At 68.1% G+C, this 25,115-nt stretch carries 24 protein-coding genes and 1 other RNA gene; 6 read left to right on the top strand and 19 right to left on the bottom strand.

All coding sequences use genetic code 11. The features are described from left to right. The first annotated feature begins 76 nt into the window (after positions 1 to 76). The gene (locus tag ACFSCU_RS09630) at positions 77 to 427 is read left to right on the top strand and encodes a DUF3147 family protein (RefSeq protein WP_377560550.1); all 351 of its coding nucleotides are present in this window, start codon (positions 77 to 79) and stop codon (positions 425 to 427) included. A 7-nt stretch (positions 428 to 434) separates the two neighbouring features. Here the strand turns inward: ACFSCU_RS09630 and ACFSCU_RS09625 are convergent, their stop codons facing one another. From ACFSCU_RS09625 to ACFSCU_RS09605, 5 genes are all read right to left on the bottom strand, one after another. Beyond that, on the bottom strand, positions 435 to 1,097 hold the full coding sequence (locus tag ACFSCU_RS09625; protein WP_180551072.1) for an O-methyltransferase: 663 nt from the start codon (positions 1,095 to 1,097) through the stop codon (positions 435 to 437). Between the two features lie 205 nt (positions 1,098 to 1,302). Next, a complete protein-coding gene (locus tag ACFSCU_RS09620) occupies positions 1,303 to 4,389 on the bottom strand; it encodes an efflux RND transporter permease subunit (RefSeq protein ID WP_180551071.1) in 3,087 nt (1,028 codons plus the stop codon). A 12-nt stretch (positions 4,390 to 4,401) separates the two neighbouring features. After that, positions 4,402 to 5,652, bottom strand: coding sequence for an efflux RND transporter periplasmic adaptor subunit (locus ACFSCU_RS09615; RefSeq protein ID WP_180551070.1), 1,251 nt, complete (start codon positions 5,650 to 5,652; stop codon positions 4,402 to 4,404). 390 nt (positions 5,653 to 6,042) lie between these two features. Then, complete coding sequence (rnhA, locus tag ACFSCU_RS09610; RefSeq protein ID WP_373368346.1) at positions 6,043 to 6,468, bottom strand: ribonuclease HI; 426 nt, start codon at positions 6,466 to 6,468, stop codon at positions 6,043 to 6,045. A gap of 1 nt (position 6,469) precedes the next feature. Continuing rightward, entirely contained in the window at positions 6,470 to 7,288 is an 819-nt protein-coding gene (locus ACFSCU_RS09605; protein WP_377560549.1) for a class I SAM-dependent methyltransferase, read from the bottom strand. A gap of 230 nt (positions 7,289 to 7,518) precedes the next feature. Between ACFSCU_RS09605 and gloB the strand changes: the two genes are divergently transcribed. Together gloB and ACFSCU_RS09595 are read left to right on the top strand one after the other, a co-directional pair. Beyond that, positions 7,519 to 8,289, top strand: coding sequence for a hydroxyacylglutathione hydrolase (gene gloB / locus ACFSCU_RS09600; protein ID WP_180551069.1), 771 nt, complete (start codon positions 7,519 to 7,521; stop codon positions 8,287 to 8,289). Next, positions 8,286 to 9,980, top strand: a complete 1,695-nt coding sequence (locus ACFSCU_RS09595) for a transglycosylase SLT domain-containing protein (protein WP_377560547.1) — start codon at positions 8,286 to 8,288, stop codon at positions 9,978 to 9,980. Before gloB ends, ACFSCU_RS09595 begins: the two co-directional genes overlap by 4 nt. 264 nt (positions 9,981 to 10,244) lie before the next feature. On the opposite strand, the gene ACFSCU_RS09590 is transcribed toward ACFSCU_RS09595, so the two are convergent. From ACFSCU_RS09590 to dnaX, 5 genes are all read right to left on the bottom strand, one after another. Further along, positions 10,245 to 11,345, bottom strand: coding sequence for an ABC transporter substrate-binding protein (locus ACFSCU_RS09590; protein ID WP_377560545.1), 1,101 nt, complete (start codon positions 11,343 to 11,345; stop codon positions 10,245 to 10,247). Positions 11,346 to 11,633: 288 nt separating this feature from the next. Further along, positions 11,634 to 12,056, bottom strand: a complete 423-nt coding sequence (locus ACFSCU_RS09585) for an MAPEG family protein (RefSeq protein WP_180551068.1) — start codon at positions 12,054 to 12,056, stop codon at positions 11,634 to 11,636. A gap of 241 nt (positions 12,057 to 12,297) precedes the next feature. Then, entirely contained in the window at positions 12,298 to 12,888 is a 591-nt protein-coding gene (gene recR / locus ACFSCU_RS09580) for a recombination mediator RecR (protein WP_377560544.1), read from the bottom strand. A gap of 160 nt (positions 12,889 to 13,048) precedes the next feature. Then, complete coding sequence (locus ACFSCU_RS09575) at positions 13,049 to 13,384, bottom strand: YbaB/EbfC family nucleoid-associated protein (RefSeq protein WP_180551067.1); 336 nt, start codon at positions 13,382 to 13,384, stop codon at positions 13,049 to 13,051. Positions 13,385 to 13,417: 33 nt separating this feature from the next. Continuing rightward, on the bottom strand, positions 13,418 to 15,388 hold the full coding sequence (dnaX, locus tag ACFSCU_RS09570; RefSeq protein ID WP_377560543.1) for a DNA polymerase III subunit gamma/tau: 1,971 nt from the start codon (positions 15,386 to 15,388) through the stop codon (positions 13,418 to 13,420). A gap of 167 nt (positions 15,389 to 15,555) precedes the next feature. Here dnaX and ACFSCU_RS09565 point away from each other — a divergent pair, with 167 nt between their 5' ends. Both ACFSCU_RS09565 and ffs read left to right on the top strand, forming a co-directional pair. Further along, entirely contained in the window at positions 15,556 to 15,807 is a 252-nt protein-coding gene (locus ACFSCU_RS09565) for a hypothetical protein (RefSeq protein ID WP_180551066.1), read from the top strand. A 5-nt stretch (positions 15,808 to 15,812) separates the two neighbouring features. Then, positions 15,813 to 15,909, top strand: an RNA gene (ffs, locus tag ACFSCU_RS09560) — signal recognition particle sRNA small type. 116 nt (positions 15,910 to 16,025) lie between these two features. On the opposite strand, the gene ACFSCU_RS09555 is transcribed toward ffs, so the two are convergent. From ACFSCU_RS09555 to ACFSCU_RS09515, 9 genes are all read right to left on the bottom strand, one after another. Beyond that, positions 16,026 to 16,295, bottom strand: a complete 270-nt coding sequence (locus tag ACFSCU_RS09555) for a hypothetical protein (protein WP_180551065.1) — start codon at positions 16,293 to 16,295, stop codon at positions 16,026 to 16,028. A 33-nt stretch (positions 16,296 to 16,328) separates the two neighbouring features. Then, positions 16,329 to 16,646 (bottom strand): nitrogen fixation protein FixH, encoded by a 318-nt coding sequence (locus ACFSCU_RS09550; RefSeq protein ID WP_180551064.1) that lies wholly within the window; start codon positions 16,644 to 16,646, stop codon positions 16,329 to 16,331. Between the two features lie 6 nt (positions 16,647 to 16,652). Beyond that, a complete protein-coding gene (gene ccoG, locus ACFSCU_RS09545) occupies positions 16,653 to 18,020 on the bottom strand; it encodes a cytochrome c oxidase accessory protein CcoG (protein WP_180551063.1) in 1,368 nt (455 codons plus the stop codon). Positions 18,021 to 18,323: 303 nt separating this feature from the next. Continuing rightward, on the bottom strand, positions 18,324 to 19,631 hold the full coding sequence (gene ccoP, locus ACFSCU_RS09540) for a cytochrome-c oxidase, cbb3-type subunit III (protein ID WP_180551062.1): 1,308 nt from the start codon (positions 19,629 to 19,631) through the stop codon (positions 18,324 to 18,326). A 36-nt stretch (positions 19,632 to 19,667) separates the two neighbouring features. Continuing rightward, on the bottom strand, positions 19,668 to 19,805 hold the full coding sequence (locus tag ACFSCU_RS09535) for a cbb3-type cytochrome oxidase subunit 3 (RefSeq protein WP_180551061.1): 138 nt from the start codon (positions 19,803 to 19,805) through the stop codon (positions 19,668 to 19,670). A gap of 18 nt (positions 19,806 to 19,823) precedes the next feature. Next, positions 19,824 to 20,441, bottom strand: coding sequence for a cytochrome-c oxidase, cbb3-type subunit II (ccoO, locus tag ACFSCU_RS09530; RefSeq protein ID WP_180551060.1), 618 nt, complete (start codon positions 20,439 to 20,441; stop codon positions 19,824 to 19,826). Positions 20,442 to 20,460: 19 nt separating this feature from the next. Next, positions 20,461 to 21,897, bottom strand: a complete 1,437-nt coding sequence (gene ccoN, locus ACFSCU_RS09525) for a cytochrome-c oxidase, cbb3-type subunit I (protein WP_180551059.1) — start codon at positions 21,895 to 21,897, stop codon at positions 20,461 to 20,463. A 68-nt stretch (positions 21,898 to 21,965) separates the two neighbouring features. Further along, entirely contained in the window at positions 21,966 to 22,103 is a 138-nt protein-coding gene (ccoS, locus tag ACFSCU_RS09520) for a cbb3-type cytochrome oxidase assembly protein CcoS (RefSeq protein WP_180551058.1), read from the bottom strand. After that, on the bottom strand, positions 22,103 to 24,454 hold the full coding sequence (locus tag ACFSCU_RS09515) for a heavy metal translocating P-type ATPase (protein WP_377560539.1): 2,352 nt from the start codon (positions 24,452 to 24,454) through the stop codon (positions 22,103 to 22,105). Before ACFSCU_RS09515 ends, ccoS begins: the two co-directional genes overlap by 1 nt. Before the next feature lie 155 nt (positions 24,455 to 24,609). Here ACFSCU_RS09515 and ACFSCU_RS09510 point away from each other — a divergent pair, with 155 nt between their 5' ends. Then, positions 24,610 to 25,053: a universal stress protein gene (locus ACFSCU_RS09510; protein WP_180551057.1), complete on the top strand. Its 444-nt coding sequence runs from the start codon at positions 24,610 to 24,612 to the stop codon at positions 25,051 to 25,053. The last annotated feature ends 62 nt before the right edge of the window (positions 25,054 to 25,115 follow it).

Genomic DNA, 25,115 nt, shown 5'->3' with positions numbered 1-25,115 from the left:
CAGCCCGCTCCCACAAGTCTGTTCCCATCAGGCCACCGTGCGACACTGCAGCCTCCGCGTCCTGATCACCGCAGCCATGGCCTGGATCGCCACCAAATACCTCGTCACCGCCGCGCTGGTGGTGGTCATCTCCGAAGTCGCCAAGCGCAGCGACCGCATCGGCAGCCTGATCGCCGCGCTGCCGCTGGTCACCGTGCTCACGCTGCTGTGGCTGTACTTCGAGAAGCAGCCCGCCGAGCGCATCACCAACCACGCTTGGTACACCTTCTGGTACGTGCTGGCCACGCTGCCCATGTTTGCGCTGTTCCCGCTGATGCACCGGCACGGGGGCTTCTGGGGCGCGCTGGCCGGCAGCGTGGTGCTTACCGTTGTGTGCTTCGCGCTGCTGGCGTGGGTGATGCGGCGCTTCGGCGTCGAGCTGCTCTGAGGCGCGCTCAGCCCTTGCCGCACACCACGAACAGGTCGCCCCCGCCCATGTCGTGCACGCGGTGCTCGAAGCGCGCGTCGCCCTGCGCCGATTCGACGAAGCCGCGGATGCCCGGCGAGCGCGAGTGCATCACGTGGTCCACCGCGTAGCAGGCGCGCGGGCTCAGCTTGTCCTTCAGCGCATTCCAGTAGTTCAGCGACCAGTCCTTGTCGGCATCCTGGAACACGAAGTCCCACGGCCCCGGCAGCTGCTTCACCAGTTCATGCGCATCGCCCAGCCGGGCGTCGATGAAGCCGTCCAGCCCCGCCTCGCGGAAGTTGCGCAGCGCCTCGGCGTGGCGGCCGGGGTCGATTTCGATGGTGGTCACGCGCCCGCCCGTCTTGCTGGCGGCCCAGGCCAGCCACAGCGCGCTGTGCCCGGTAGAGGTGCCGATGTCCAGGATGCGGCGGTGGCCGCGCTGCACCACCAGGTCGTGCATCACCCGCGCGCCGCCCTCGGGCACGTTCCACAGGTTCACGCCCCGCCGCCACTCGCCGCGCTTGCTGTCCAGGAAGGCCTGCACGCGCGCGTCCAGCGCAGGGCCGGCCGTGGGTGCGGCGTCTCGCGCCCAAGCGGGCAGCGCCAGCGTGGCAGCGGCGGCGGAGAGGAACAGGCGGCGATGGGACTTCATGGCGTGGGCTCCGGCAGGCTGGGACATGGCGATGAGCATACCCCGCCTCCCTCTCGACACGTCGGTGCCGAGGTACCGGCAGCAGGCCATCGAGAGGCGGCGATGCCGCCATCGCGGCCAAGGCCGCTCCCACAGAGGTTGAGGGCCAAATCAGCCTCCAGGCGCCATCTGGCGGGCGCTGGAAGCTATATTTATTGAAGCAACATCAGCCGCCGTGCGCCGGCTCGGCGTGTGGCGACTCGACCGGGGTGGTCCTGGCGCCGGGCACGCGCTGGCGCGCCAGCAGTGCGTACATGGTCGGCACCACGAAGATCGTCAGCAGCGTGCCGATGCTCATGCCGCCCACGATCACCCAGCCGATCTGGCGGCGGCTTTCAGCCCCCGCGCCGGTGGCCAGCGCCAGCGGCACCGCGCCCAGCACCATGGCGCCCGTGGTCATGAGGATGGGGCGCAGGCGCTGGGCGCTGGCGTGGATCAAGGCCTCCAGCATCGGCTCGCCACGCTGGCGCAGCTGGTTGGTGAATTCGACGATCAGGATGCCGTGCTTGGTCACCAGCCCCACCAGTGTGATCAGCCCGATCTGTGAATACACGTTGATCGAGCCGCCCGTGGCCCGCAACGCCAGCAGCGCGCCGATCATCGACAGCGGCACCGAGAACATGATGATGAGCGGATCGACGAAGCTCTCGAACTGTGCCGCCAGCACCAGGAAGATGAACAGCAGCGCCAGCACGAACACGATGACCAGCGCGCCCTGCGAACTGCGGAACTCGCGCGAGATGCCGTTCAGGTCGGTGGTGTAGCCCGGCTTCAGCACCTGGCCCGCCGTGGTGTCGAGGAAGGCCAGCGCCTCGCCCAGCGAATAGTCGGGCGCCAGATTGCTGGTGAGCGTGGCCGAGCGGCGCTGGCCGAAGTGGTTCAGCTCGCGCGGCGACACGCTTTCGTGCACCTTCACCAGCGCCGACAGCGGCACCATCACGTCGCCGCGCGCGCGCAGCTGGATGCGGTCGATGTCCTCCGGCGTGCTGCGGCCGCTGGCGGCAGTCTGCACGATGACGTCGTACTGCTCGGCATCGCGCTTGTAGCGCGTGACCTGGCGGCCGCCCAGCATGGTCTCGATGGCACGCGCCACGGCATCAACGCTGACGCCCAGGTCGGCGGCGCGCTCGCGGTCGACCTCGATGCGCAGCTCCGGTTTCGACAGCCGCAAGTCCACGTCGGGTGCCACGAAGCCGGGGTTCTTCGCCACCTCGTCCATCAGCTGGCGCATCACGCGGTTGAGGTTCTCGTAGCTGTCGGAAGTCTGCACCACGAAGTTGACCGGCCGCTCGCGAAAGCCCTGCCCCAGCGAGGGCGGCGTGACCGGAAAGGCGTTGATGCCCGCCAGCTGGTTGAACTTGGGCTGCAGCTCGCGCGCGATGTCGAGCGTGGAGCGGCTGCGCTCGCTCCAGTCCACCGCGCGGTACACCACGCTGCCCTGCGACACGGTGGGGTTGCCGATGTTGGCGAAGATGCGGTCGAACTCGGGGTATTGCTGGCCGATCTCCTCCAGCCGGCGCGCGTAGCGGTCGGTGAACTCCAGCGTGGCGCCATCGGGCGCGTTGACGTTGGCCAGGATCACGCCGCGGTCTTCCAGCGGCGACAGCTCCTGCCGCATGTTGGGGTAGATCAGCGCGATGCCCACCGCACAGGCCGCCATCACCCCCACCACCAGCCAGCGCCAGCCCGTCAGCACGCGGCGCAGCAGGCGGCCGTAGCCGTTGGCCAACGCGGTGAGCCAGCGCTCCATGCTGCGGTCGAACCAGTTGGGCTTGGGGTTGTGCCTGAGCAGCAGCGAACACATCATGGGTGACAGCGTGAGCGCCACGAAGCCCGACACCACCACGGCGCCGGCCAGCGCCAGTGCGAATTCGACGAACAGCCGCCCCGTGCGCCCGGGCGTGAAGGCCAGCGGCGCATACACCGCCGCCAACGTGAGCGTCATGGCGACGATGGCAAAGCCGATCTCGCGCGCACCGTGGATGGCGGCGGCAAACGGCGCCATGCCCTCCTCGATGTGGCGGTAGATGTTCTCCAGCATCACGATGGCGTCGTCCACCACCAGGCCGATGGCCAGCACCAGCGCCAGCAGCGTCAACGTGTTGATCGAGAAGCCCGCCAACTGCATCAGCGCAAACGAGCCGATCAGGCTGACCGGGATGGTGACGATGGGAATGATGGACGCGCGCACCGTGCGCAGGAACACGAAGATCACCAGCGCCACCAGCGCCACCGCCTCGGCAATGGTGGTGTAGACGCTTTTCACCGCGCGGTCGATGAACACCGAGTTGTCGTTGGCGATGTCGATCTTCACGTCGGGCGGCAAATCCTCCTGCAGGCGCGGCAGCATGGCGCGCACGCCCTTCGACAGCTCCAGCGGGTTGGCCGTGGTCTGGCGGATCACGCCGGCCGAGATGGCCGAGCGGCCGTTCAGCCGCACCGCGCTGCGCTCGTCGGCGGCGCCCTCCTCCACCCGGCCGACGTCACGGATGCGCACCGGAAAACCGTTCACCGTCTTCACCACCACGTCGCTGAACTGCGCCGGCGTCGTCAGGTCGGTCTGCGAGACGACCGAGAACTCGCGCTGCTGCGATTCGATGCGGCCGGCCGGCAGCTCAAGGTTCTGGCGCCGGATGGCGTCTTCCACGTCCTGCGTGGTCAGGCGGAAGGCGGCCAGTTTGTCGGCGTCGAGCCACACGCGCATGGCGAACTTGCGCTCGCCGAAGATGCGCACATCGGCCACGCCGGTCACCGTCTGCAGGCGCGCCTTGACGATGCGGTTGACCAGGTCGTTGATCTCCAGCCGCGAGCGCGTGTCGCTGGAAAACGCCAGCCAGATGACCGGAAATGCATCCGCCTCGACCTTGGCGATGACCGGCTCGTCGATGGCCTGCGGCAGCCGGTTGCGCACGCGCGAGACGCGGTCGCGCACCTCGGCGGCGGCGGTGTCGGCATCCTTCTCGAGCCGGAAGCGCACGCTGATCTGCGAATCCTCGGGGCGGCTGATGGAGGTCAGCACGTCCACCGCGTCGATGCCGGCGATCGAATCCTCCAGCGGCTTGGTGACCTGCGTCTCGATCACCTCGGCCGAGGCGCCGCCGTAGTGCACGCGCACCGTCACCACCGGCTCGTCGATCTTGGGGTATTCGCGCACCGCCAGCCGCGTGTAGCTCACCGCGCCGATCAGCAGAATCAGCAGCGACAGCACGGTGGCGAACACCGGGCGGCGGATGGAGACTTCGGCCAGCTGCATGGCGGGTGCCGGTCAGCGCGCGGCGACGGCGCCGCACGGGCCGGGGCCGGCCGCCGTTTCGGCCCAGGGCAGCGCGGCCACGGCCGGCTGTGCCGCGGCGGCCGCGCTGGCGGCCGGCGCCGCGCCATCGGGCGCGCCGTTGGCGGGCGGCTCGGCCAGGCGCACCGGCGCGCCATCGCGCTGAATGCGCTGCTGGCCAGCGGTGACGATGCGGTCGCCGTCGGCCAGGCCGCGCACGATCTCCACCTGCCCCGCCAGCCGGGTGCCGGTCTGCACGTCCGCGCGCTGGCTGGTCCAGCCCGGCTGGCCGTCCTTGCCCTCGGCGCGCAGCAGGCGGATCACGCTCTGGCGCCCGCCCTGCGAGACGATGGCCTCCTCGGGCACCATCAGCGCGGGCCGGTCGTCGCCCAGGCGCGTGTTGACGCGCGCAAACATGCCGGGGCGCAGCTGCAGCAGCCGGTTGTCGATGCAGCCGCGCACATTGAGGCTGCGGCCGTCGGCGTCGATCTGCGGATCGACCGCCTGCACCACGGCGGCGAAGGCGCGGTCGGGCAGCGCCTCGACCTGCACGCGCGCCGACTGGCCCGGCCGCACGCGCGCCTGCAGGCGTTCGGGCAGGCGGAAGTCGACGTACATGGCGGCCATGTCTTCCAGGTTGACGATGTCCGAGCCTTCCTTGAGGTAGTCGCCCACGCTGATGTTGCGCAGCCCCGCCACGCCGTCGAACGGCGCCAGCACCCGCAGGCGCGCGGCGGTGGCGCGGGCCAGCTCGGCCCTGGCCTGGGCCACCTGCACGGCGGCAGCGCTTTCATCCACGCCGCGCTGGCTGATGAAGCCCTGCGCCACCAGCTCGCTGTTGCGCTTGTGGTTGGCCTGGGCGATGGACAGCTCGGCCTGCGCCTGCTGCACCTGCGCGCGCTGCAGCCGGTCGTCGAGCTGCACCAGCAGCTGGCCGCGGCGAATGCGCTGGCCGTCGCGGAAGTTGATCTGCGTGACACGCCCACCCACCTCGGCCCGCACCATGGTGCCCTGGCGCGAGCGCAGCGAGCCGACGGCTTCGATCTGCTCGCTCAGCGGCTGCAGGCGCGCCAGCGTGCTCTCCACCACCGGTGCGCCCGCGCCGCCGCCCGGCGCGCCGGGGCCGCCGGCGCGGGCCGGCGCCGGTGGCGCCTGCGGTGCAGCGGACGGGCGTTGAAACCACCAGGCAGCGCCAAGGGCACCGGCCAGGGCAACGACGGCGATGAGGGTGGTGGAGCGCTTCAAAACGAGGTCAGAACTGCTGTGGCGCCACGGCGGCGCCGACCATCTCAAAATGTAGCATCGCCCAGCGGTTTGCGCTGTTGGCAAAGACCCGTGGAACGGCACCGCCGGCGTGCGGGATCGGGCGGGTTCACTTCAATAAAAGGAGCTGCTTGCGCACGTTCTGATTGGATTTCAGATGTGAATCTATCTGAAATCATTTGATATAAGGCGCAAGCAGCTATCATTTTTTCTTGTTCATCCAAAAGTCTCGGATGAAGCGCGGGTCGCACCCGCTGTGTGGGAGCGGGCTTGCCCGCGATCAAGCGTTCGCAGCGACGAGGCGCCCCATCGCGGGCAAGCCCGCTCCTACAACGCTGGCTGAGACTGCCGGCCCATCCGGCAGGTTCACGATCAGCGCAGCGCCGGCACGCCGCGGTTGGCCAACTCGTCTGCACGCTCGTTGCCCTCGTGCCCCGCGTGGCCGCGCACCCAGTGCCAGTGGATGCGGTGCGGCCCGCCGCTCACCAGCGCATCCAGCTTCTGCCACAGGTCGACGTTCTTCACCGGCTGCTTGGCTGCCGTGCGCCAGCCCTTGGCCTTCCAGCCGGCAATCCATTCGGTGATGCCCTGACGCACGTACTGGCTGTCCAGGTACAGGTCGACCTCGCACGGGCGCTTGAGCGCCTGCAGGCCCTCGATGACGGCGGTCAGCTCCATGCGATTGTTGGTGGTCAGCGGCTCGCCGCCGAACAGTTCCTTCTCGGTGGTGCCGTGGCGCAGCAGCACGCCCCAGCCGCCGGGGCCGGGGTTGCCCTTGCAGGCGCCGTCGGTGAACATCTCAATGCGATTCAAGGTCTTTTTTCGGTTTCGCGGCCGCACGGCGGGCGCGGTTAGCTATTGATACAGGAGCACCCGCGGCTACCGGCGCGGCCTTCCAGTGCGCGCCCACCAGCTTGGGGCCGTGGCTGCGCTTGACGGCCACCATGAAGTAGCCGGCGCCGAAGACCGGCCACCAGCGCTGGCCCAGCCCGTCCATCCAGGCAAAGCGCGCCAGGCTGCGGGCGCTGCGCACCGCCGGCCGCCAGCAGCCGAAGCTGACGCCTTCCAGCTCGAAATCCAGCAGCCGCAGCCAGTCGCGCAGGCGCCAGTGGCCGATGAACTGGCCCGCGTCGGGCAGGTACAGGCGGCCGCCGCCCATGCTGCGGTACAGGTGCGCGCGGTACTGGCGCAGGCCCCACAGGCTGGCGGGGTTGAGGCCCGCAATGGCCACCTTGCCCTCGTGCACCAGCACGCGCTGCACCTCGCGCAGCGTGGCGTGCGGGTCGGGGCTCAGCTCCAGCGTGTGCGGCAGCACCACCAGGTCGAGGCTGGCTTCGGCAAAGGGCAGCGCGGCGCTGTCGGTGACCAGGGCGATGCGGCGGGGCTCGCCGCCGTCGGGCGGCGGCGGCGCAGCGGCGGGCGCCGGGCCGGTCGGCGGCGTGGTCAGCGCCAGCCAGCGGTGCGGCATGCGGTTGGCGGCCAGCGCGTCAATGTCGGGCAGGCCGATCTGCAGCGCGTGGTAGCCGAACACGTCCACCAGCGCGGCGTCGAACTGCGCGCGCTCCCAGTCCAGCAAGTACTGGCCGGGCGGGGTCTGGAACCACTCATGAAGGACCATGCCCCCCCCTGTGCCGCTGGCGCGGCTTCCCCCCGAGGGGGACAACGCCGGCGGCCGGGGGGACCCCGGCCACGGCGTTCCGGCGTGGCCTGCGCCGCGGCCATCGGAGGGGGCTTGCTGCGCAGCCCCGTTGCCGGCGCACCGACCAGCGCATCGCCTGGAGCGACAACGATGTAAAGATGGGTTGCACAGGCCGGGGCAGTGGCATTGGTTTTTATAATCCCTTGCTCATGGATTTGATCGCACTGCCCGCCTTCGACGACAACTACTTCTGGTTGTTGCACGACGGCCAGCAAGCCTTGGTGGTGGACCCTGGGGATGCCGCGCCGGTGCGCGCGGCGCTCGACCAGCGGGGGCTGCAACTGGCCAGCATTCTAGTCACGCACCACCACGGCGATCACACCGGCGGCGTGGCCGAACTGCGGGCTGCCACTGGCGCGCAGGTGTTCGGCCCGGCGCGCGAGCGCATCCCCGAGCCCTTCACCCCGCTGCACGGTGGCGATGAAGTGCAGGCGCTGGGCATCCGCTTTCGCGTCATCGACGTGCCGGGCCACACGGCCGGGCACATCGCCTACTTTGCCGACGCCGTGGCTGGCGCGCCGCTGCTGTTCTGCGGCGACACGCTGTTCTCGGGCGGCTGCGGCCGCATCTTCGAGGGCACGCCGGCGCAGATGCTGGCCTCGCTCGACACGCTGGCCGCCCTGCCGGCCGACACGCGGGTGTGCTGCGCGCACGAATACACGCTCGGCAACCTGCGCTTTGCCTGCGCGGTGGAGCCCGGCAACCGCGTGCTGGCCGACTACCAGCGCCACTGCCAGCAGTTGCGCGAAGCCGGCCAGCCCACGCTGCCGTCCAGCATCGGCACCGAGCGGGCGATCAATCCTTTCCTGCGCAGCCGCGAACCCGCCGTCACCCAGGCGGTGCAGGCGCGCACACCTTCAGCAACCGGCGACGTGGCGGTGTTCGCCGCGCTTCGCGAATGGAAGAACGAATTCAGATGAAGTGGTACCAAGGACTGGCGCTGTCCGCCAGCGTCGCCATCGTGGCCGGCTGCGCCGCGCCCGGATCAACCCCCGACAGCAGCGCCGAACCCGGCTCGCCCGTGGCCACCACCAGCGGCCCGGTGCGTGGCGCGGGCGAGATGCCGGCGGTGACGGTGTCCGAGCTGCAGGGCAGCCGCGTGCAGTCGGTCGAGGCACCGGCCGACCTGTGGGACCGCGTGCGCCGCGGCTTCGCCATGCCCGACTTGGAGGGCGAGCTGGTGCAGCGCCACGAGCAGTGGTACAGCACGCGGCCCGACTACATCGAGCGCATGGTCGACCGCTCGCGCCTGTACATCTTCCACATCGTCGAAGAGCTGGAGCTGCGCGGCATGCCGACCGAGCTGGCGCTGCTGCCCTACATCGAATCGGCGTTCAACCCGCAGGCCGTCAGCAGCGCCAAGGCGGCGGGCATGTGGCAGTTCATGCCGGCCACGGGGCGCGACTTCCAGCTGCGCCAGACCATCTTCCGCGACGACCGGCGCAACGTGCTGGATTCGACCCGCGCCGCGCTCGACTACCTGCAGAAGCTGCACGACATGTTCGGCGACTGGCACCTGGCGCTGGCCGCCTACAACTGGGGCCAGGGCAACGTCCGGCGCGCCATCGAGCGCAACCAGGCCGCCGGCCTGGGCACCGGCTACAACGACCTGAACATGCCCGCCGAGACACGCAACTACGTGCCCAAGCTGCAGGCGGTGAAGAACATCATCGCCAGCCCGCAGCAGTTCGGCAGCGTGCTGCCGCTGATCGAGAACCACCCGTTCTTCGACACCGTCGACATCACGAACGACATCGACGTTGAAACCGCCGCGCGCCTGGCCGACGTGCGACTGGAGGACTTCCGCGCGCTCAACCCGTCGCAGCGCAAGCCGGTCATCTTCGCCACCGGCACGCCGCAGATCCTGCTGCCGTGGAACAACGCCGACATCTTCAAGAAGAACCTGGCGGCCGCCGCGCCGGGCTCGCTGGCCTCGTGGACGGCCTGGGTGGCGCCGTCCAACCTGCCCTCGCGCGAGGTCGCCAGCCGCTTCGGCATGAACGAGGACGACTTCCGCGAGATGAACAACATCCCGCGCGGCATGGTGATCAAGAGCGGCTCCACCGTGCTGGTGCGCCGCAACGGCCAGGGCGCCGGCGCCGTGGCCGAGCATGTGGTGAACAACGCGCGCCTGGCCTACACGCCCGAGATCGTGCTGCGCCGCACCAGCGTGCGCGCGCGCCGGGGCGATTCCATCGCCACCATCGCCGCGCGCTACGACCTGCCCGCCGCCACCGTGGCCGGCTGGAACAAGATGGGCGCGCGCGCCGGCCTGAAGCGCGGCCAGGCCGTGGTGCTGTACCTGCCGGTGCGCGCCAGCGCCGCCGCGGCCCGCGACAACGCCGAAACGGCACGCAGCGAGCGCGGCGAAAGCCGCGCTGCGCGCTCGTCGGCGCGCGGCAACGCGCGCGCCGAACAGGCACCCAAGGGCAAGGCCGGCAGCACCCGCGCCGCCAAGGGCCGCGACAGCGCCGACCGCCGCGCCCACAAGAAGGCAGCCCCCGCACGCGCGCAGCCCGCCGCCGGCAAGAAGCCCGTGGCCAGGACCGGCAGCGCCAAGGCGGCGCCGAAAGCCGCCGCCAAGGCCAAGGCCAACAACACCCGGCGCTGATTGCGGCGCGCGCCGCAGCACGTGTCAGGCTGTAGCGCCAGGCGCGGCCCGAAGGGTGGGCTTTCGTTGGATGACACGCCCTGCCGACAAGCCTCAGACAGCGTGGCGGAGGGGGCTTGCCGGCGATCAAGCGTTGTTGGCGACGAGGCGCCTCATCGCGGGCAAGCCCGCTCCCACACAGCGGATGAGGGCCGCGCGTCATCGGAGACTTACTGATGACCAAGCGGCCCGGACAGCGCTTGTGTTCCTGAGCGGGTTGTCGCGTCAGGCCCCGGTCGCGTCGCGCGACAGGCCGGACACCTGGAACTTCGCCTTGGCGCGCCGCGCGAAATCGTTGGTGTAGGTGGTTCCCGGCGCCTGCGAACGCACGGCAGCGCTGCCATTGGGGTACTGCGCCACCACCCGGTGCGCCGTGGCCACGCCTTCTTCGGCCGCCATGCCATCGGGCGACAGCGCCTCGCGCGCCTTCTCCAGCGCCGCCAGGTAGATGGCGCGGTCGCCGTACATGTAGGACTCGGGCACGGCACGCACTATGTCGCTGGGGCCGGCCGTCTGCAGCCACTTCAGCGCCCGCACCACCGCATTGGCGACGGCCTGCACGGTGTTCGGGTAACGCACCACGAACGCCTGCGGCGCATAGACGCAGCCGCCCGGCATGGGCCCGCCGTACAGCTCCTGCGTGCCGCGCAGCGAGCGCGTGTCGGCCACCACGCGGATGTCGCCGCGCAGCTCGAGCTGGGTCATCACCGGGTCGATGTCGGAGATGGCGTCGATGCGCCCCTCGCGCAGCGCGCCGACGGCGGCGGTGGAGGTGCCGACGCCGACGAACTCCACATCGGCCGGCGACACGCCAGCGCGCGCCAGCAGCATGCGCGCGAACCAGTGGCTGGTGGCCTCCAGGGCCGTCACGCCAACGCGCCGGCCCTTGAGCTGCACCAGGTGCTTGAAGTTCGGCAGCGTGCGCGCATTGACCGCGAACACCAGCTGCGGCGCGCGCCCCAGCGCGGCGAAGGCGCGGCAGTTGACACCGTGCTGGCGCAGCAGGATCACGCGCTCGAACCCGCCTGCGGCCAGATCGGCCTGGCCCTGCAGCAGCGCCTGCTGCGCCAGGCTGTCGCCGGCGTGGTCCTGCAGGTCCACCTCCAGCCCTTCGGCGCTGAAGTACTTGAGTTGCTCGGCAATGGTCAGCGGCAGGTAGTACAGCGCGGTCTTGCCGCCGAGGGCCAGGGTGAGCCGGGGTTTTTCAGGCCGCTGTTGGGCGTGGGCAAGGCCCTGGCCCAGCAGCGCCGCCGCCGCAGCGCCCCACAGCCACTGGCGGCGCGACAGATCAGGAACCAGTGGGGGGACGAATACAGGGGTGGGCATGGCTTCGGCAACTACCTGACGGTAGCCCAAGGCACCCATGCCGGCATCGGGTCGAGCCCGAATCGGGTTAGTGCTTAGAACCTGTCGCGCAGGTGATTCGGCGCGCATGCGCATCGCATGTCACTGCCCGGCGCGCAATGGCGCAGCCGCGGGCAGCAGCCTGCTGGTTGCATCCTGCAGCGTCTGGATCACCGAAAAAATAGGGAGTATATGAATTCAACGCCCTTATAACAGGCGCTGCAAGCCAACTATATGGGGAGTATATGGCGCACAGCGCGCCATACCCGATCAACGCCAGCCCTGGAACAGGATCGCCACGTTGACCGCGAAGGCCAGCCCCCACACCGCGCTGCGCAGCGTGGCCAGGCCGCCGACGTAAGTGATGATGAAGCCCAGCCGCAGCAGCACGTACAGCAGCGCCAGCAGATCGACGCGCGCCTGCGGCGCCCCCAGCTGCAGCGCCGCCAGCACCGCGCCGATGAAGAACGGCAGCCCCTCGAAGCTGTTGGCCTGCGCCGCGTTGGCCCGGGCGCGCCAGTCGCCCTGCCGCGCCAGCCAGCCGCGCGGGTCGGCGTTGTCGTAACCGCCCTGGCTGCGCGGCCTGCCCAGCTGGCCCCACTTGGCAATGAACGAACACAGCAGCGGCAGCAGCGCGGCGATGAGGATGCACCAATGGGCGATGCTGAAAGCGGGAACGTGGGCAGCGGTCATGACGATTGGAATGAAAACGGGCCGCAGCGCTTTGCTGGCAAGCGCCGACAGCTATCAAAAACAAATTGACTATCGAGAAGTCTCCGATGACGCGCGGACCGCATCCGCTGTGTGGGAGCGGGCTTGCCCGCGATCCAGCGTGGGTGGCGACGAAACGCCTCATCGCGGGCCAGCCCGCTCCCACAACGCTGCCTGAGACTTCCTGATCATCAAGCAAAAAACAGTTGGTTGTGCCGCGCCGTCAGCGCCGGTCCACCAGCGCGTGGGCGATGGTGCCCAGGTCGACGTACTCCAGCTCGCTGCCGGCCGGCACGCCACGCGCCAGGCGCGTCACCGTCAGGCCGCGGCTCTTCAGCGCCTGGCCGATCACGTGCGCCGTCGCCTCGCCCTCGGCCGTGAAGTTGGTGGCCAGGATCACCTCCTGCACCACGCCATCGCTGGCGCGCTCGATCAGCTTATGCACGCCGATGTCGCGTGGGCCCACTCCATCGAGCGGGCTGAGCTTGCCCATGAGCACGAAGTAGCGCCCCTTGAAGGCCGCCGTGCGCTCCAGCGCCGCCTGGTCGGCGGGCGTCTCGACCACGCACAGCTTGGTGGCATCGCGCCGTTCGTCCAGGCAGGTGTCGCACACCTCGCCCTCGGTGAAGGTGTGGCACAGCGCGCAATGGCGCACGTTGGCCACCGCGTCCTGCAATGATCGCGCCAGCAGCTGCGCGCCCTCGCGGTCGTGCTGCAGCAGGTGGAACGCCATGCGCTGCGCCGAGCGCACGCCCACCCCCGGCAGGCGCCGCAGCGACTGGATCAGGGTGTCGAGGCTGTGGGTGTCGCTCATCACGTTGGAGGATATGCCATCACGCTGCAGGTCGAATGGCCGCGGAGCAGGCCGTGCCAGCGAACGCCGCGGACGGACCTGCGCCGGCCGCTGGCGTTGTCCCCCTTCCCGAAGAGAGAAGGGGGAAGGCGCTTCAGCGCCTCAGGGGGATGTACCTTGTTTAGAACGGGAACTTCATCCCCGGTGGCATCCCCGGCATGCCCGCCGGCATCAGCTTGCCCATCTTCTCGGCCGACAGTTCCTCGGCCTTGCGCACGGCGGCGTTGAAGGCGGCGGCGACCAGGTCTTCCAGCATGTCCTTGTCGTCCGCCAGCAGGCTGGGGTCGATGGTGACGCGCTTGACGTCGTGCTTGGCGGTCATCAGCACTTTCACCAGGCCGGCGCCGGATTCGCCCTCCACTTCCATCAGCGCCAGTTCGTCCTGCGCCTTCTTCAGGTTGTCCTGCATGGCCTGGGCCTGTTTCATCAGGCCGGCGAGTTGTCCTTTGTTGAACATCGGTTCTCTTCCTTCGGGTTCAGATTCAACGCATCAAAGCGGCTTGATGCTTCCGGGGACGATTTTCGCCCCAAAGTCGCGGATCATTTCCTGCACGAACGGGTCGGCCAGCAGCAGCGATTCGGCGGCCTTCAGGCGCTGGTCGGCGGCGATCCTGTTGCGGCGCGCCGGGCTGTCGCTGACGGCGCCGATCTCAACCTGCAGGCGCACGGCGTGCCCGGCCTCGGCCAGCGCCGCCTGCAGGCGCTCGCGCGCGGCCGACTGGCCGAGTGATTCGCTTTCGATGCGCAGCGTCCACTGCCCATCGGTGCGCGCCACCAGCTGCGACTGCAGCGCCAGTTCGCGCACCAGCGCGGTGATGGCCTCGCGCGCCACCAGGTCCTGCACCACGGCGTGCCAGAAGTCGCCCTCGGCACCCGGTACCACGGCGGGCAGCTCGGTGAGCACCGGCCGCGGCTCGGGCTGCTGCGAATCGCTGCCTTCGCGCACCTTGACTGCTACGATTTCAGAAGCTGCCGGCGCCCGCGGGGCGGGCGCTGCAGCCTGTTTTTCCTCTTGAACGGTGCGCGGCATCTGCGGGCGCACCGGCAGCGGCTGCAAGGGCGGGTGCTCGGCCAAGGGCGGCGCCAGCGGCAGCTCGTCGCCGGCATCTTCGAACGCCGGTTCGCCCGCGGGCTGGGCATCGGGCGGCGCGAAGCCGCCATCGTCGCCCCAGTCGTCGGCGGGGGATTCGTCGGGTTCGGGGGCCGCAGGCTGGGCCACAGGCACCACCGGCGGCGCCACCGCCGGCGCATCGACACGCACCGCTGGCGACGCTGCGGCCACGCTGGCGGCACGCGCCGTCGCTGCCTCAGCCGGCTTCAGAGTTTTTTTTTCAGCCGCGGCGCTGGCCTGGGGTGCGGCGCCGGTCTTGAACGGCAGCAGCCGCAGCAACACCATGGTCAGGCCGGTGTAGTCGTCGGGGGCCAGGCCCAGCTCGGCCCGGCCGTGGATGCACAGGCTGTAGAGCAGCTGCGTCTCGTCGGCCGGCAGCAAGGTGGCCAGCCGCGCGGTTTCCTGCGCGTCGGGGTCGGTCTCATCGACCGGCATGTCGGGCACGGCCTGCTGCACGGCCATGCGCTGCAGCACGCTGGCCATGTCTTCCAGCGTGGTGGCGGCCGACTGGCCGGCGGCGCGCAGCTGCTCGACCAGATCGACCACCGCCTTGCCGTCACCCGCGGCCAGCGCGCCGATCAGGCTGAACACCACGCTGCGGTCCACGCTGCCCAGCATCTGGCGCACGGTGGCCTCTTCCAGGCGGCCGGAGCCGAAAGCGATGGCTTGGTCGGTCAGGCTGAGCGCATCGCGCATCGAGCCGCGCGCGCCGCGCGCCAGCAGGCGCAGCGCGCCGGCATCGGCCGGCACGTTCTCGGCCGCCAGCACGGTGCTCAGGTGCGCCAGCACGGTCTCGGGCGCCATCGGCCGCAGGTTGAACTGCAGGCAGCGCGACAGCACCGTGACCGGCACCTTCTGCGGGTCGGTGGTGGCGAGCACGAACTTGAGGTATTCGGGCGGTTCCTCCAGCGTCTTCAGCATGGCGTTGAAGGCGGTGTTGGTGAGCATGTGCACTTCATCGATCATGAAGACCTTGAAGCGGCCCTGCACCGGCTTGTAGACGGCCTGCTCGAGCAGGCCCTGCACCTCGTCCACTCCGCGGTTGCTGGCGGCGTCGAGCTCGGTGTAGTCGACGAAGCGGCCGGCGTCGATGTCGGTGCAGGCCGGGCACACGCCGCAGGGCGTGGCGGTGATGCCGCCCTGCCCGTCGGCGCCGGTGCAGTTGAGCGACTTGGCCAGGATGCGCGACACCGTGGTCTTGCCAACGCCGCGCGTGCCGGTAAACAGGTAGGCGTGGTGCAGCCGCTGCTGCGTCAGGGCATTGGTCAGCGCCTGCACGACGTGCTCCTGACCCACCATTTCGGAGAAATTCCGCGGACGGTATTTGCGGGCCAGAACCAAGTACGACATGGGCTGGATTCTACGGGGCGAAAGCGCGACGCCCCGGATTAGAGGATCGACTCGGAAACGACGCGGAAACCCCACGGAAGCCACCCCGTCGGCGCCAAACAGGGTATGCTGCACCGCAACAGAAACAACGGTATCGGTTTGTCGTCGACAAGCCGTCGCCACTTGCCATGTTGCACCGCCTGGAATCGCCGGACACGGCTCTTGCCGATCTGGCCGACATCGACATTCACCCGCAGGCCGCGGCGCTGATCGACACGCTGGCCGATTGCCGGCATCCGCGTGCCGGCCGACTGACGGTGCGCTTGGCCGAAAGCCATGACGCCGAGGAACTGGCGATGCTGCGCGGCGAGGTGCTGAACCTACTGGCCCTCAGCTTCGGCCCCGCCGAAGCGCAGCGAAGGCTGCAAGCCGTACAATAGGCCGCGACGGGCCTTCCCGCATGGTGAAGGAGCCAACCGGGTCAGGTGGGGAACCAAGCAGCCCTAACTTTGGAGCCAGTGCCGGGGCAAAGGCTCGTCACCTTCTTCTTTTCTCTGTGCCGCAGATTTGCTACGCTAAAGATAGCTTCTTGCGCAGAGCTGGTGCCGGCTGAGGCACCATTTCCCTCCGAATCCAACAGCGCCCTGCCGGCACCCGGTCAGTGGTGCGAGGGCGGCAGCGACGCCGTCTTGCGCCGGTTGAGCTCGAACGGCGACATGGCCAGCAAGGTGGTCAGCGCGCTGGACACCATCATCATGAACCAGAAGATGAAGAAGGTGACGGTGTAGACCGCGTAGCGCGACCAGCCGGCACGCTCGCCGAACAGCGTCAGCATCTCCGGGTCGAGCACGGCGAAGACCATCATCTCCAGCACCGCGGCCACCAGAAAGGCAGGCCAGGCGATCCACATCAATCGTTCACGCAGCATGGGCATCGTTCCTATCAGGACGGTTGATGAAATTCAGCGCTGGGCAGGGGCCGCCGCCGAGGCGGGCGCCTCGGCGCCCTTGGGCAGGCCGCCGGTGGCCGCATGGTTGCGCGCCTGCATGGCGGGTGTCAGTTCGGCCTTGCCCACCTCATCGGCCGGCTGCACGACCGGCGCATCGGGCCGCCGGGCGTCCGAATACACCGGGTCGGGACGACTGATGGCCAGGTACAGCGTGATGAAGGAGGCCACCACCACGACGGTGGGGCCACCCACCACCATCCACATGATGGGGTGCTTCCACCACGGGCCGGAGTGCGGTGCCACGGCGGGCGAAGAAGGAAGAGTGCTCATCGATGCTTACCTTGGAACCATGAAGACGGATTTCTCGCGCACCTCGCCCACGCCCGGTGCCTGCACGTTGAAGTGAATCTCGTGCGAGCCGGCGTTGGCCGTGCCCCAGGGCAGCTGCAGACGCACCGGCACCCACAGGGATTGCGCGCCGTCGATGGTGACGGTCTTGTCGGTGACCAGTTCCAGCCCCGGCAGGCCGTCGGCCGACAGGGTGAAGGTCTGCGGCCGCTCGGTCGCGTTCATGACCTGGATGCGGTAGACGTTCTCGATCTTGCCGCCTTCGACCAGGCGTGCCAGGGTGGCACGGTCGCGCACGATGTCGACCTTGAAGGGCGTGCGCAGGAACAGGCTGGCGATCAGTGCAATGGTGACCGCCGCCAGGATGGCGGAATAGATCAGCACGCGGGGACGCAGCACGTGGCGCAGGATCTGCTTGCCGCCCCAGCCTTGTTCCAGCGCGTGTTCGGTGGAATAGCGGATCAGGCCGCGCGGATAGCCGACCTTGTCCATGACGTCGTCGCAGACGTCGATGCAGGCCGCGCAGCTGATGCACTCGTACTGCAGGCCGTTGCGGATGTCGATGCCGGTCGGGCACACCTGCACGCACAGGGTGCAGTTGACGCAATCACCCAGGCCCAGCGCCTTGGGATCGGCGCTCTTGGACCTCCCGCCGCGCGGCTCGCCGCGCTTGGCGTCGTAGGTGACGATGAGCGTGTCCTTGTCGAACATGGCGCTCTGGAAGCGCGCGTAGGGGCACATGTACTTGCACACCTGCTCGCGCATGTAGCCGGCGTTGCCGTAGGTGGCGAAGCCGTAGAAGAAGATCCAGAAAATTTCCCACGGACCGAGCGTCCAGCTCAGCACATGGCCGGCGAGTTCGCGGATGGGCGTGAAGTAGCCGACGAAGGTGAAGCCCGTCCAAAGGCCGAACGCGATCCAGACGACCTGCTTGAGCGCCTTGCGCGAGAATTTGGCGGCCGACATCGGCGCGGCGTCGAGCCGCATGCGGGCCGAGCGGTCACCTTCGATCCTGCGCTCGATCCAGAGGTAGATCTCGGTGTAGACCGTCTGCGGACAGGTATAGCCGCACCACTGCCGTCCTGCCACCGCCGTGAACAGGAACAGCAACATGGCCGAGATGATGAGGATGGCCGCGAGGTAGATGACGTCCTGGGGGTACAGGACCAGGCCGAAGATGTAGAAGCGCCGTGCATCCAGATCGAAAAGCATGGCCTGCCGATCGCCCCACTGCAGCCAGGGCATGCCATAGAAGAAGATCTGGGTGGCGAAAACGAAGAACCAGCGCCATTTGGTGTACAGACCCGTCACGCTGCGCGGGTAGATCTTCTTCTGGGCCTCGTACAGAGACACCATCACTTCGTCGCCAGCGATGCCAGCAGCGGTTTTATCGGAAGGGGGCGACTTGCTCACATCAACCTGTCTGTCAAGAGACAAAGGATGGCTGAAGTCTAGTACGTCCCTCTCTGGCGCGCCGCGGTCAGCCATCCATCGCCCGCAGCCAGCCAGGTCACTCCAGAAAAAAGAGGCGCACCGCGCCCCATCACGCTGTTGACATCAAGCACAAAACGATGCCAACCAAGATGGGACCTGCGCTGCCAGCTATCGAATCAGGAGTTATCCGAATCGTCGGGCGACCACGCGGCCCCCCTCGCTCGCTCACACGAGGTTGACCTCCACGCGGCGCGCCTGGGCGCCGGCACCGGCTTCGATGTTCTCCGGCTTCTTCAGCTCGATGCTGTCTTCAGCCACACCCAGCGCCTTGAGCTGGTCGCGCACCGCGAAGGCACGCTGCTTGGCCAGTTCCTCGTTCTGCGCTGCGTTGCCGCTGCTGTCGACGAAACCGCTCACCACGGCTTTCTTGCCGGCCTGCACGCCGGCGATCACGTCGGCCAAGGCCGTGTCGGCACCGGCAGCGAGGTCGGCCTTGCCGGTGGCGAAGAAGAACTTGACCACACCGTTCTCGACCACCACCGAAGCCGCATCACCGGCTGCAGGCGCCGCGGCGGCCGGAGCAGCCGGTGCGGCAGTTGCAGGGGCCGCTGCCGCGGGTGCGGCACCGGCCACGCCACCGCCCTTGCCCCACACGTAGGCCGTCAGCACGTTCAGTTGTTCGGGCGTGAACTTGCTTTCCCAGGCCGGCATGACGCCGGTCTTGCCGTTGTTGATCATGTCGACGATGTGCGCCTCGACGCCGGGGCCGTGCACGAACACGCCGCTGGTCAGATCGGGCGAGCCCAGAGCCTGGTTGCCTTTGCCGTCCGCGCCATGGCAGGCGGCGCACGCCACAAACTTGTCGCGGCCGAGGTTGGCGCGCACCGAGTCGTGCGGCGAGTTCGACAGGTTGAGCACGTAGTTGGCCAGGTTGCGCACGTCATCGGACGAACCGACGGCCGCCGCCATGGGCGTCATGATGCCGGTGCGGCCCTGGGCGATGGACGCGTGGATGTGCTCCGGCGTGCCACCCCAGTTCCATTGCGCGTCGGTCAGATTGGGGAACCCGGTGCTGCCGCGTGCGTCCGAACCATGGCATTGCGCGCAGTTGTTCATGAACAGGCGGTCGCCGATGGCCATGGCCTGCGGGTCCTTGGCCAGGTCCTCGGTGCTCTTGCCCGCGAACGCCGCGTAGATGGGTGCCGTCTGCTCGTTGCCACGCGCCACCTCGGTCTCGAACTGGCCGACCTGCGTCCAGCCCAGCGAGCCCTTGTACGAACCGAGGCCGGGATAGAGGTAAAGATACGCCAGCGAGAACACGCAGGTGATGATGAACAGGCCCACCCACCAGCGCGGCAGCGGGTTGTTCATCTCGCGCAGATCACCGTCCCAGACGTGACCCGTGGTGTTGTCCGCGGCCGTCATGGCCTTGGTCTTGCCACTGATCCACAACAGGGCCAGGCAGCCGAAGATGCCGAGCAGCGTGATGCCCGTGATGAAAATCGACCAGAAATTGCTCGTGAAGTCGCTCATTTTTTGTTCCTTGCCTGCTGGCTGTGCCGTACTGGGTCAATCCTGCTCGAAAGGCAAACGCGCCGCCTCGTCGAACCGCGCCTTGTTGCGGCGCGACCAGGCCCAGGCGACGATGCCGATGAAGACGACAAACGCCACCACGGTCACGATGCTGCGCAGAAGGTTGATGTCCATGATGATGCTTGACCAGACTTACTTGCGGTGAATGCCCAGCACCTGCAGGTAGGCGATGACGGCGTCCATTTCGGTTTTACCCTTCACCTCTTCCGGCGCCTTGGCGATTTCCTCGTCGGTGTAGGGCGCGCCCAGCGTGCGCAGGCCGCGCATGTGCGCCTGGATCGTGCCGGCGTTGGCGGCGTTCTTTTCCAGCCAGGGGTAGGCCGGCATGTTCGACTCGGGCACCACATCGCGCGGGTTGTTCAGGTGCGCGCGGTGCCAGTCGTCGCTGTAGCGGCCGCCCACGCGCCCCAGGTCCGGTCCGGTGCGCTTGCTGCCCCACAGGTGCGGGTGGTCGTACACGAACTCACCCGCCACCGAATACGGCCCATAGCGCAGCGCCTCGGCGCGGAACGGGCGCACCATCTGCGTGTGGCAGTTGTTGCAGCCCTCGCGAACGTACACGTCGCGCCCCACGACCTGCAGCGCGGTGTAGGGCTTGAGACCCTCGATCGGCTGCGTGGTCGACTTCTGGAAGAACAGCGGCACGATCTCCACCAGGCCTCCGACAGAGACCACCAGCAGGATCAGCACGATCATCAGGAAGTTGTTGGTTTCGATCTTGGCGTGGCCGGTGATTTTTTCTGCTGCCATGATTCCTTACCTCCTCTGATCAGGCGTGGGCCGCGACCGCGGGAATCTGAACCTGGACCACACGGCCGGCAGCGATGGTCTTGAGCATGTTCCACAGCATGACCACCATGCCACTCAGGTACAGCAGACCACCGATCAGGCGCAGCACGTAGAACGGATACGTGGCCTTGACCGATTCGACGAAGGTGTAGGTCAGCGTGCCGTCGGCGTTGACTGCACGCCACATCAGGCCCTGCATCACGCCGGCAATCCACATCGCGGCGATGTACACGACGATACCGATGGTGGCAATCCAGAAATGCACCTCGATGGCCTTGATGCTGTACATCTGACGCTGGCCGAACAGACGCGGCAGCAGGTAGTAGATGGAGCCGATGGTGATCAGGCCGACCCAGCCCAGCGCGCCGGAGTGCACGTGGCCCACCGTCCAATCGGTGTAGTGCGACAGCGCGTTGACGGTCTTGATCGACATCATCGGGCCTTCGAACGTGGACATGCCGTAGAACGACAGCGACACGATCAGGAAGCGCAGGATGGGGTCGTCACGCAGTTTGTGCCAGGCGCCCGACAGCGTCATGATGCCGTTCATCATGCCGCCCCAGCTGGGTGCCAGCAGGATCAGCGAGAACACCATGCCCACGCTCTGCGCCCAGTCGGGCAGCGCGGTGTAGTGCAGGTGGTGCGGGCCGGCCCACATGTAGGTGAAGATCAGCGCCCAGAAGTGGACGATGGACAGGCGGTAGCTGTACACCGGGCGCTCGGCCTGCTTGGGGATGAAGTAGTACATCATGCCCAGGAAGCCGGTGGTCAGGAAGAAGCCCACGGCGTTGTGGCCGTACCACCACTGCACCATGGCGTCCTGCACGCCGGCATAGGCCGAGTAGGACTTGAACAGGCCGACCGGCAGCGCCGCGCTGTTGACGATGTGCAGCAGCGCGATGGCCAGGATGAAGCCGCCGTAGAACCAGTTGGCCACATAGATGTGCTTGACCCGGCGCGTGCCCACCGTGCCGAAGAACACCACGGCGAAGGACACCCAGACCAGCGCGATCAGCACGTCGATCGGCCACTCCATTTCGGCGTATTCCTTGCTGCTGTTCAGGCCCAGCGGCAGCGTGATGGCAGTCGCCAGGATCACCAGCTGCCAGCCCCAGAATGTGAACGCCGCGAGCTTGTCGGAGAACAAGCGCACCTGGCAGGTGCGCTGCACCACGTAATAGGCCGTTGCAAACAGGCCGCAGCCACCGAACGCAAAGATCACCGCATTGGTGTGCAGCGGCCGCAATCGACCGTAGCTGAGCCATGAAATGCCCGGGTTCAACTGCGGCCAGGTCAGCTGCGCGGCGATGATCACGCCCACCAGCATGCCGACCACGCCCCAGACCACCGTCATCACGGCGAACTGCCTGACCACCTTGTCGTTGTAGACCGTGGCTTGCGTATTGGCGAATGTCATTTCCACCTCTTCCTGAAAAAACTTTTTGGAGTATCCCGATTCAGATTATCGGGCTTGATTGATGTGTGTCAATCGTGCTCGAAAATCCGCTCGCCTTCGCGGTCAACGTCGTCGAACTGGCCACGGTAGATGGCCCACCAGAGCGCGCCGAGAATGAAGAACACCAGCACGACCGACAGCGGGATGAGCAAGTAAAGAATGTCCATCAGTGCACCTTTTCGTGCGGCCGCTCATCGTAGGACAGACGCAGCGCGTTGATCACCACCAGCAGCGAACTGGCTGCCATGCCCAGCCCGGCCAGCCAGGCCGACACCCAACCCATCATCGCCAGCGGCACGCCGATGGCGTTGTAGGCCGCCGCCCAGCCGAGATTCTGCCTGACGATGCGCATGGTGCGGCGGGCCTTGGCACGGCATGCGGGAATCAGCGACAGGCGATCCCCCAGCACCACGAAGTCGGCCTGCGCCCGCGCCAGCGGCACCGAACGGCCGAACGCGAACGACACGTTGGCGCCGGCCAGCACCGGCCCATCGTTCAGGCCATCGCCCACCATGGCAACGGTCGCACCCTCGGCCTGGGCCTGCTGCATCAGGGCCAGCTTGTCGTCCGGCAGGCAGCCACCGCGCGCATCGTCGATGCCCACGAGCGCGCCAAGGCGCGCCGCCGCGTCGTGCCGGTCACCCGACAGCAGGCGCACCTTCACGCCATCATCCTTCAGCGCCGCCACCGAAGCCTGCGCATCGTCGCGCGCATCCTCGCGGAAGTGAAAGCTGGCCAGCCAACCTTGCCCATCACTCAGATGGCTGCTCGGCCCGGAGCCGTTGGTGACCGGCACACCGAAGAATGCGGCCGACCCCAGGCGCACTTCATGGCCGTTCGCCAGCCGTGCCTTGACGCCCTGCCCGGCCACTTCCTCCAGCGCCGCCAGCACAGGCGTTTCTCCGCTGGAGCCCGACCCCTCGGCCCGTGCCGCATCGACCAGCGCACGCGACACCGGATGCAGGCTGTCACGCGCCAGCGCCGCGGCCAGGGCCAGCGCCTGGGCCCGGCTCACGCCGTCGCGCAAGCGCAGGTCCTCCAGCACGAAGGCATCGCGCGTCAGCGTGCCGGTCTTGTCGAACACCACCATGTCGACCTGCGCCAAGGCCTCCAGCGCCTGCAGCCGCCGAACCAGCACACCCCTCCTGGCCAGCGCGCCCGCGCTGGCCAGCATGGCCGCGGGCGTGGCCAGCGACAGCGCGCAGGGGCAGGTGACCACCAGGATCGCCACGGCGATCATCAGCGCATGGCCGGGATCGGTGGGCCACCACCAGATGCAGGCCAGTCCCGCCGCCAGCAGCACGAAGATCAGGAAAGGCTTGGCCAGGCGGTCGGCCAGCAACGCGATCTGCGGCTTGCTGGTGGAAGCCTGCTCCATCAGCGCCACGATCTGCGCGTAGCGTGTGTCGCCGCCGATCTGCTCCACCCGCATGTCCACCGGCGCCGTCAGGTTGTGGCTACCGGCGATCACGCGCTGGCCCTGGCCGCGCGCCAGCGGCGTCGATTCGCCGGTGAGCAGCGACTCGTCGGCCGAAGTCTCGCCGCGCAGCACCAGCCCATCCGCCGGAAACACCTCGCCCGGCAACACGCGCAGCACGTCGCCCACACGCACGCGCCGCACCGACACCCGCTCCCAGCCGCCGGCACCGCTCTGGCGCTGCACGCTGTCGGGCAGACGGTGCATCAGCGCCTCCAGCGCACCGGCCGTGCGGTCGCGCAGGCGCAGTTCCAGCCAGCGCCCGGTGAGCAGGAAGAACACGAACATGGTGAGCGAATCGAAATACACCTGGTGCCCGAACACGCCCTGCGGTTCGAAGGTGCCCAGCGAACTGACCACGAAGGTGATCAGCATGCCCAGCGCCACCGGCAGATCCATGCTGACGCGGCGCAGCTTCAGGTCGAGCCACGCGTTGCGAAAGAACGGCTGGCACGAGAACAGCACCACCGGAATCGACAGCACCCATTGCGCCCAGCGCAGCAGGCGCACGGTGTCGGCCTCCATCTCGCCCGCGCTGGTGAAGTACTCCGGCGTGGCGTACATCATCACCTGCATCATGCACACGCCCGCCACGCCCAGGCGCCACATCATCTTGCGCGTCTCGGCCTGGCGGCGTTCCGCCGCGAACGCGTCGCTGGCCGGCAATGGCCGGTAGCCGGTGCGCAGCACCGCCTGCATCCAGTCGGAAGGCTTGGTGGCCGACTCGTCCCACACCACGCGGCCGCGGTGTGCAGCGGCGCTGATATCCGCCTCGCGCACTCCGGGGGTGGCGCGCAGGGCCTGCTCGATGGTCACGGCACAGGCGGCGCAGTGCATGCCCTCGAACACGACGTTCGACTCCCACACACCCTGTTCGGCGTCGCCGGCGCTTGCACCCACGGGACGGCTGAACTCCAGCCACTCGTCGCGCTCGTCGAGCAGTTGCCAGGCAGCGTCGCCGCGGGTCGGCTCAGCGCGTTCCGGAAACGCTGCCTCGCCTGCCACGGCGGCCGAAGAAATCGCGCTTGCACCTTGGATCACGGCGTGGACTGTACACCCTTTGGTTGACACGGGCTTGACTTCAGTCAATAGCCGCCGAGCGCTGCACGGATAATGTATCGTCGCGCTTGGAGTGAATTGCCCAGCATCAATGCCGGTGCCGCGCCCGAGTCACCACATTTTCAGGAGAACCAATCATGTACAGCCGCATCCTCGTCGCCACCGACGGCTCCAAACTGTCCAAGAAGGCCGTCGACAGCGCCATCAACCTGGCTGCCCTGTGCGGCGCGGAACTGATCGCGCTCAAGGTCGTGCCGCGCTACCCGCAAAGCTACTTCGAGGGCTCGATCCCGCTGTCGACGGAGGACGTTTCGCGCGTCGAACAGCAGTGGGCCGCCGACGGCCAGGAGATCGTCGATGCCGTCAAGAAGGCCGGCGAGGCCAAGGGCGTGAAGGTCAAGCCCGTGCTGGCCAAATCGGACGTGGTGTCCGACGCGCTGATTGCCGCCGCGAAGAAGCACAAGGCCGACATCATCGTCATGGCCTCGCATGGCCGCAAGGGCGTCAAGCGCCTGCTGCTGGGCAGCGAGACACAGCAGGTGCTGACGCACTCCGAAATCCCGGTGCTGGTGCTGCGTTGATGCACCCAGGCTGTAGCACGCTTCTGTTTCGATAGCTGCCTGCGCAATAACGACAAGGGCTT

The organism is Ottowia beijingensis (assembly GCF_042680925.1).
In the GTDB taxonomy this organism is placed as follows: domain Bacteria; phylum Pseudomonadota; class Gammaproteobacteria; order Burkholderiales; family Burkholderiaceae_C; genus Ottowia; species Ottowia beijingensis.
The sequence above is the reverse complement of the archived record's forward strand: the minus strand, read 5'-3'. Positions and strand labels throughout refer to the sequence as shown.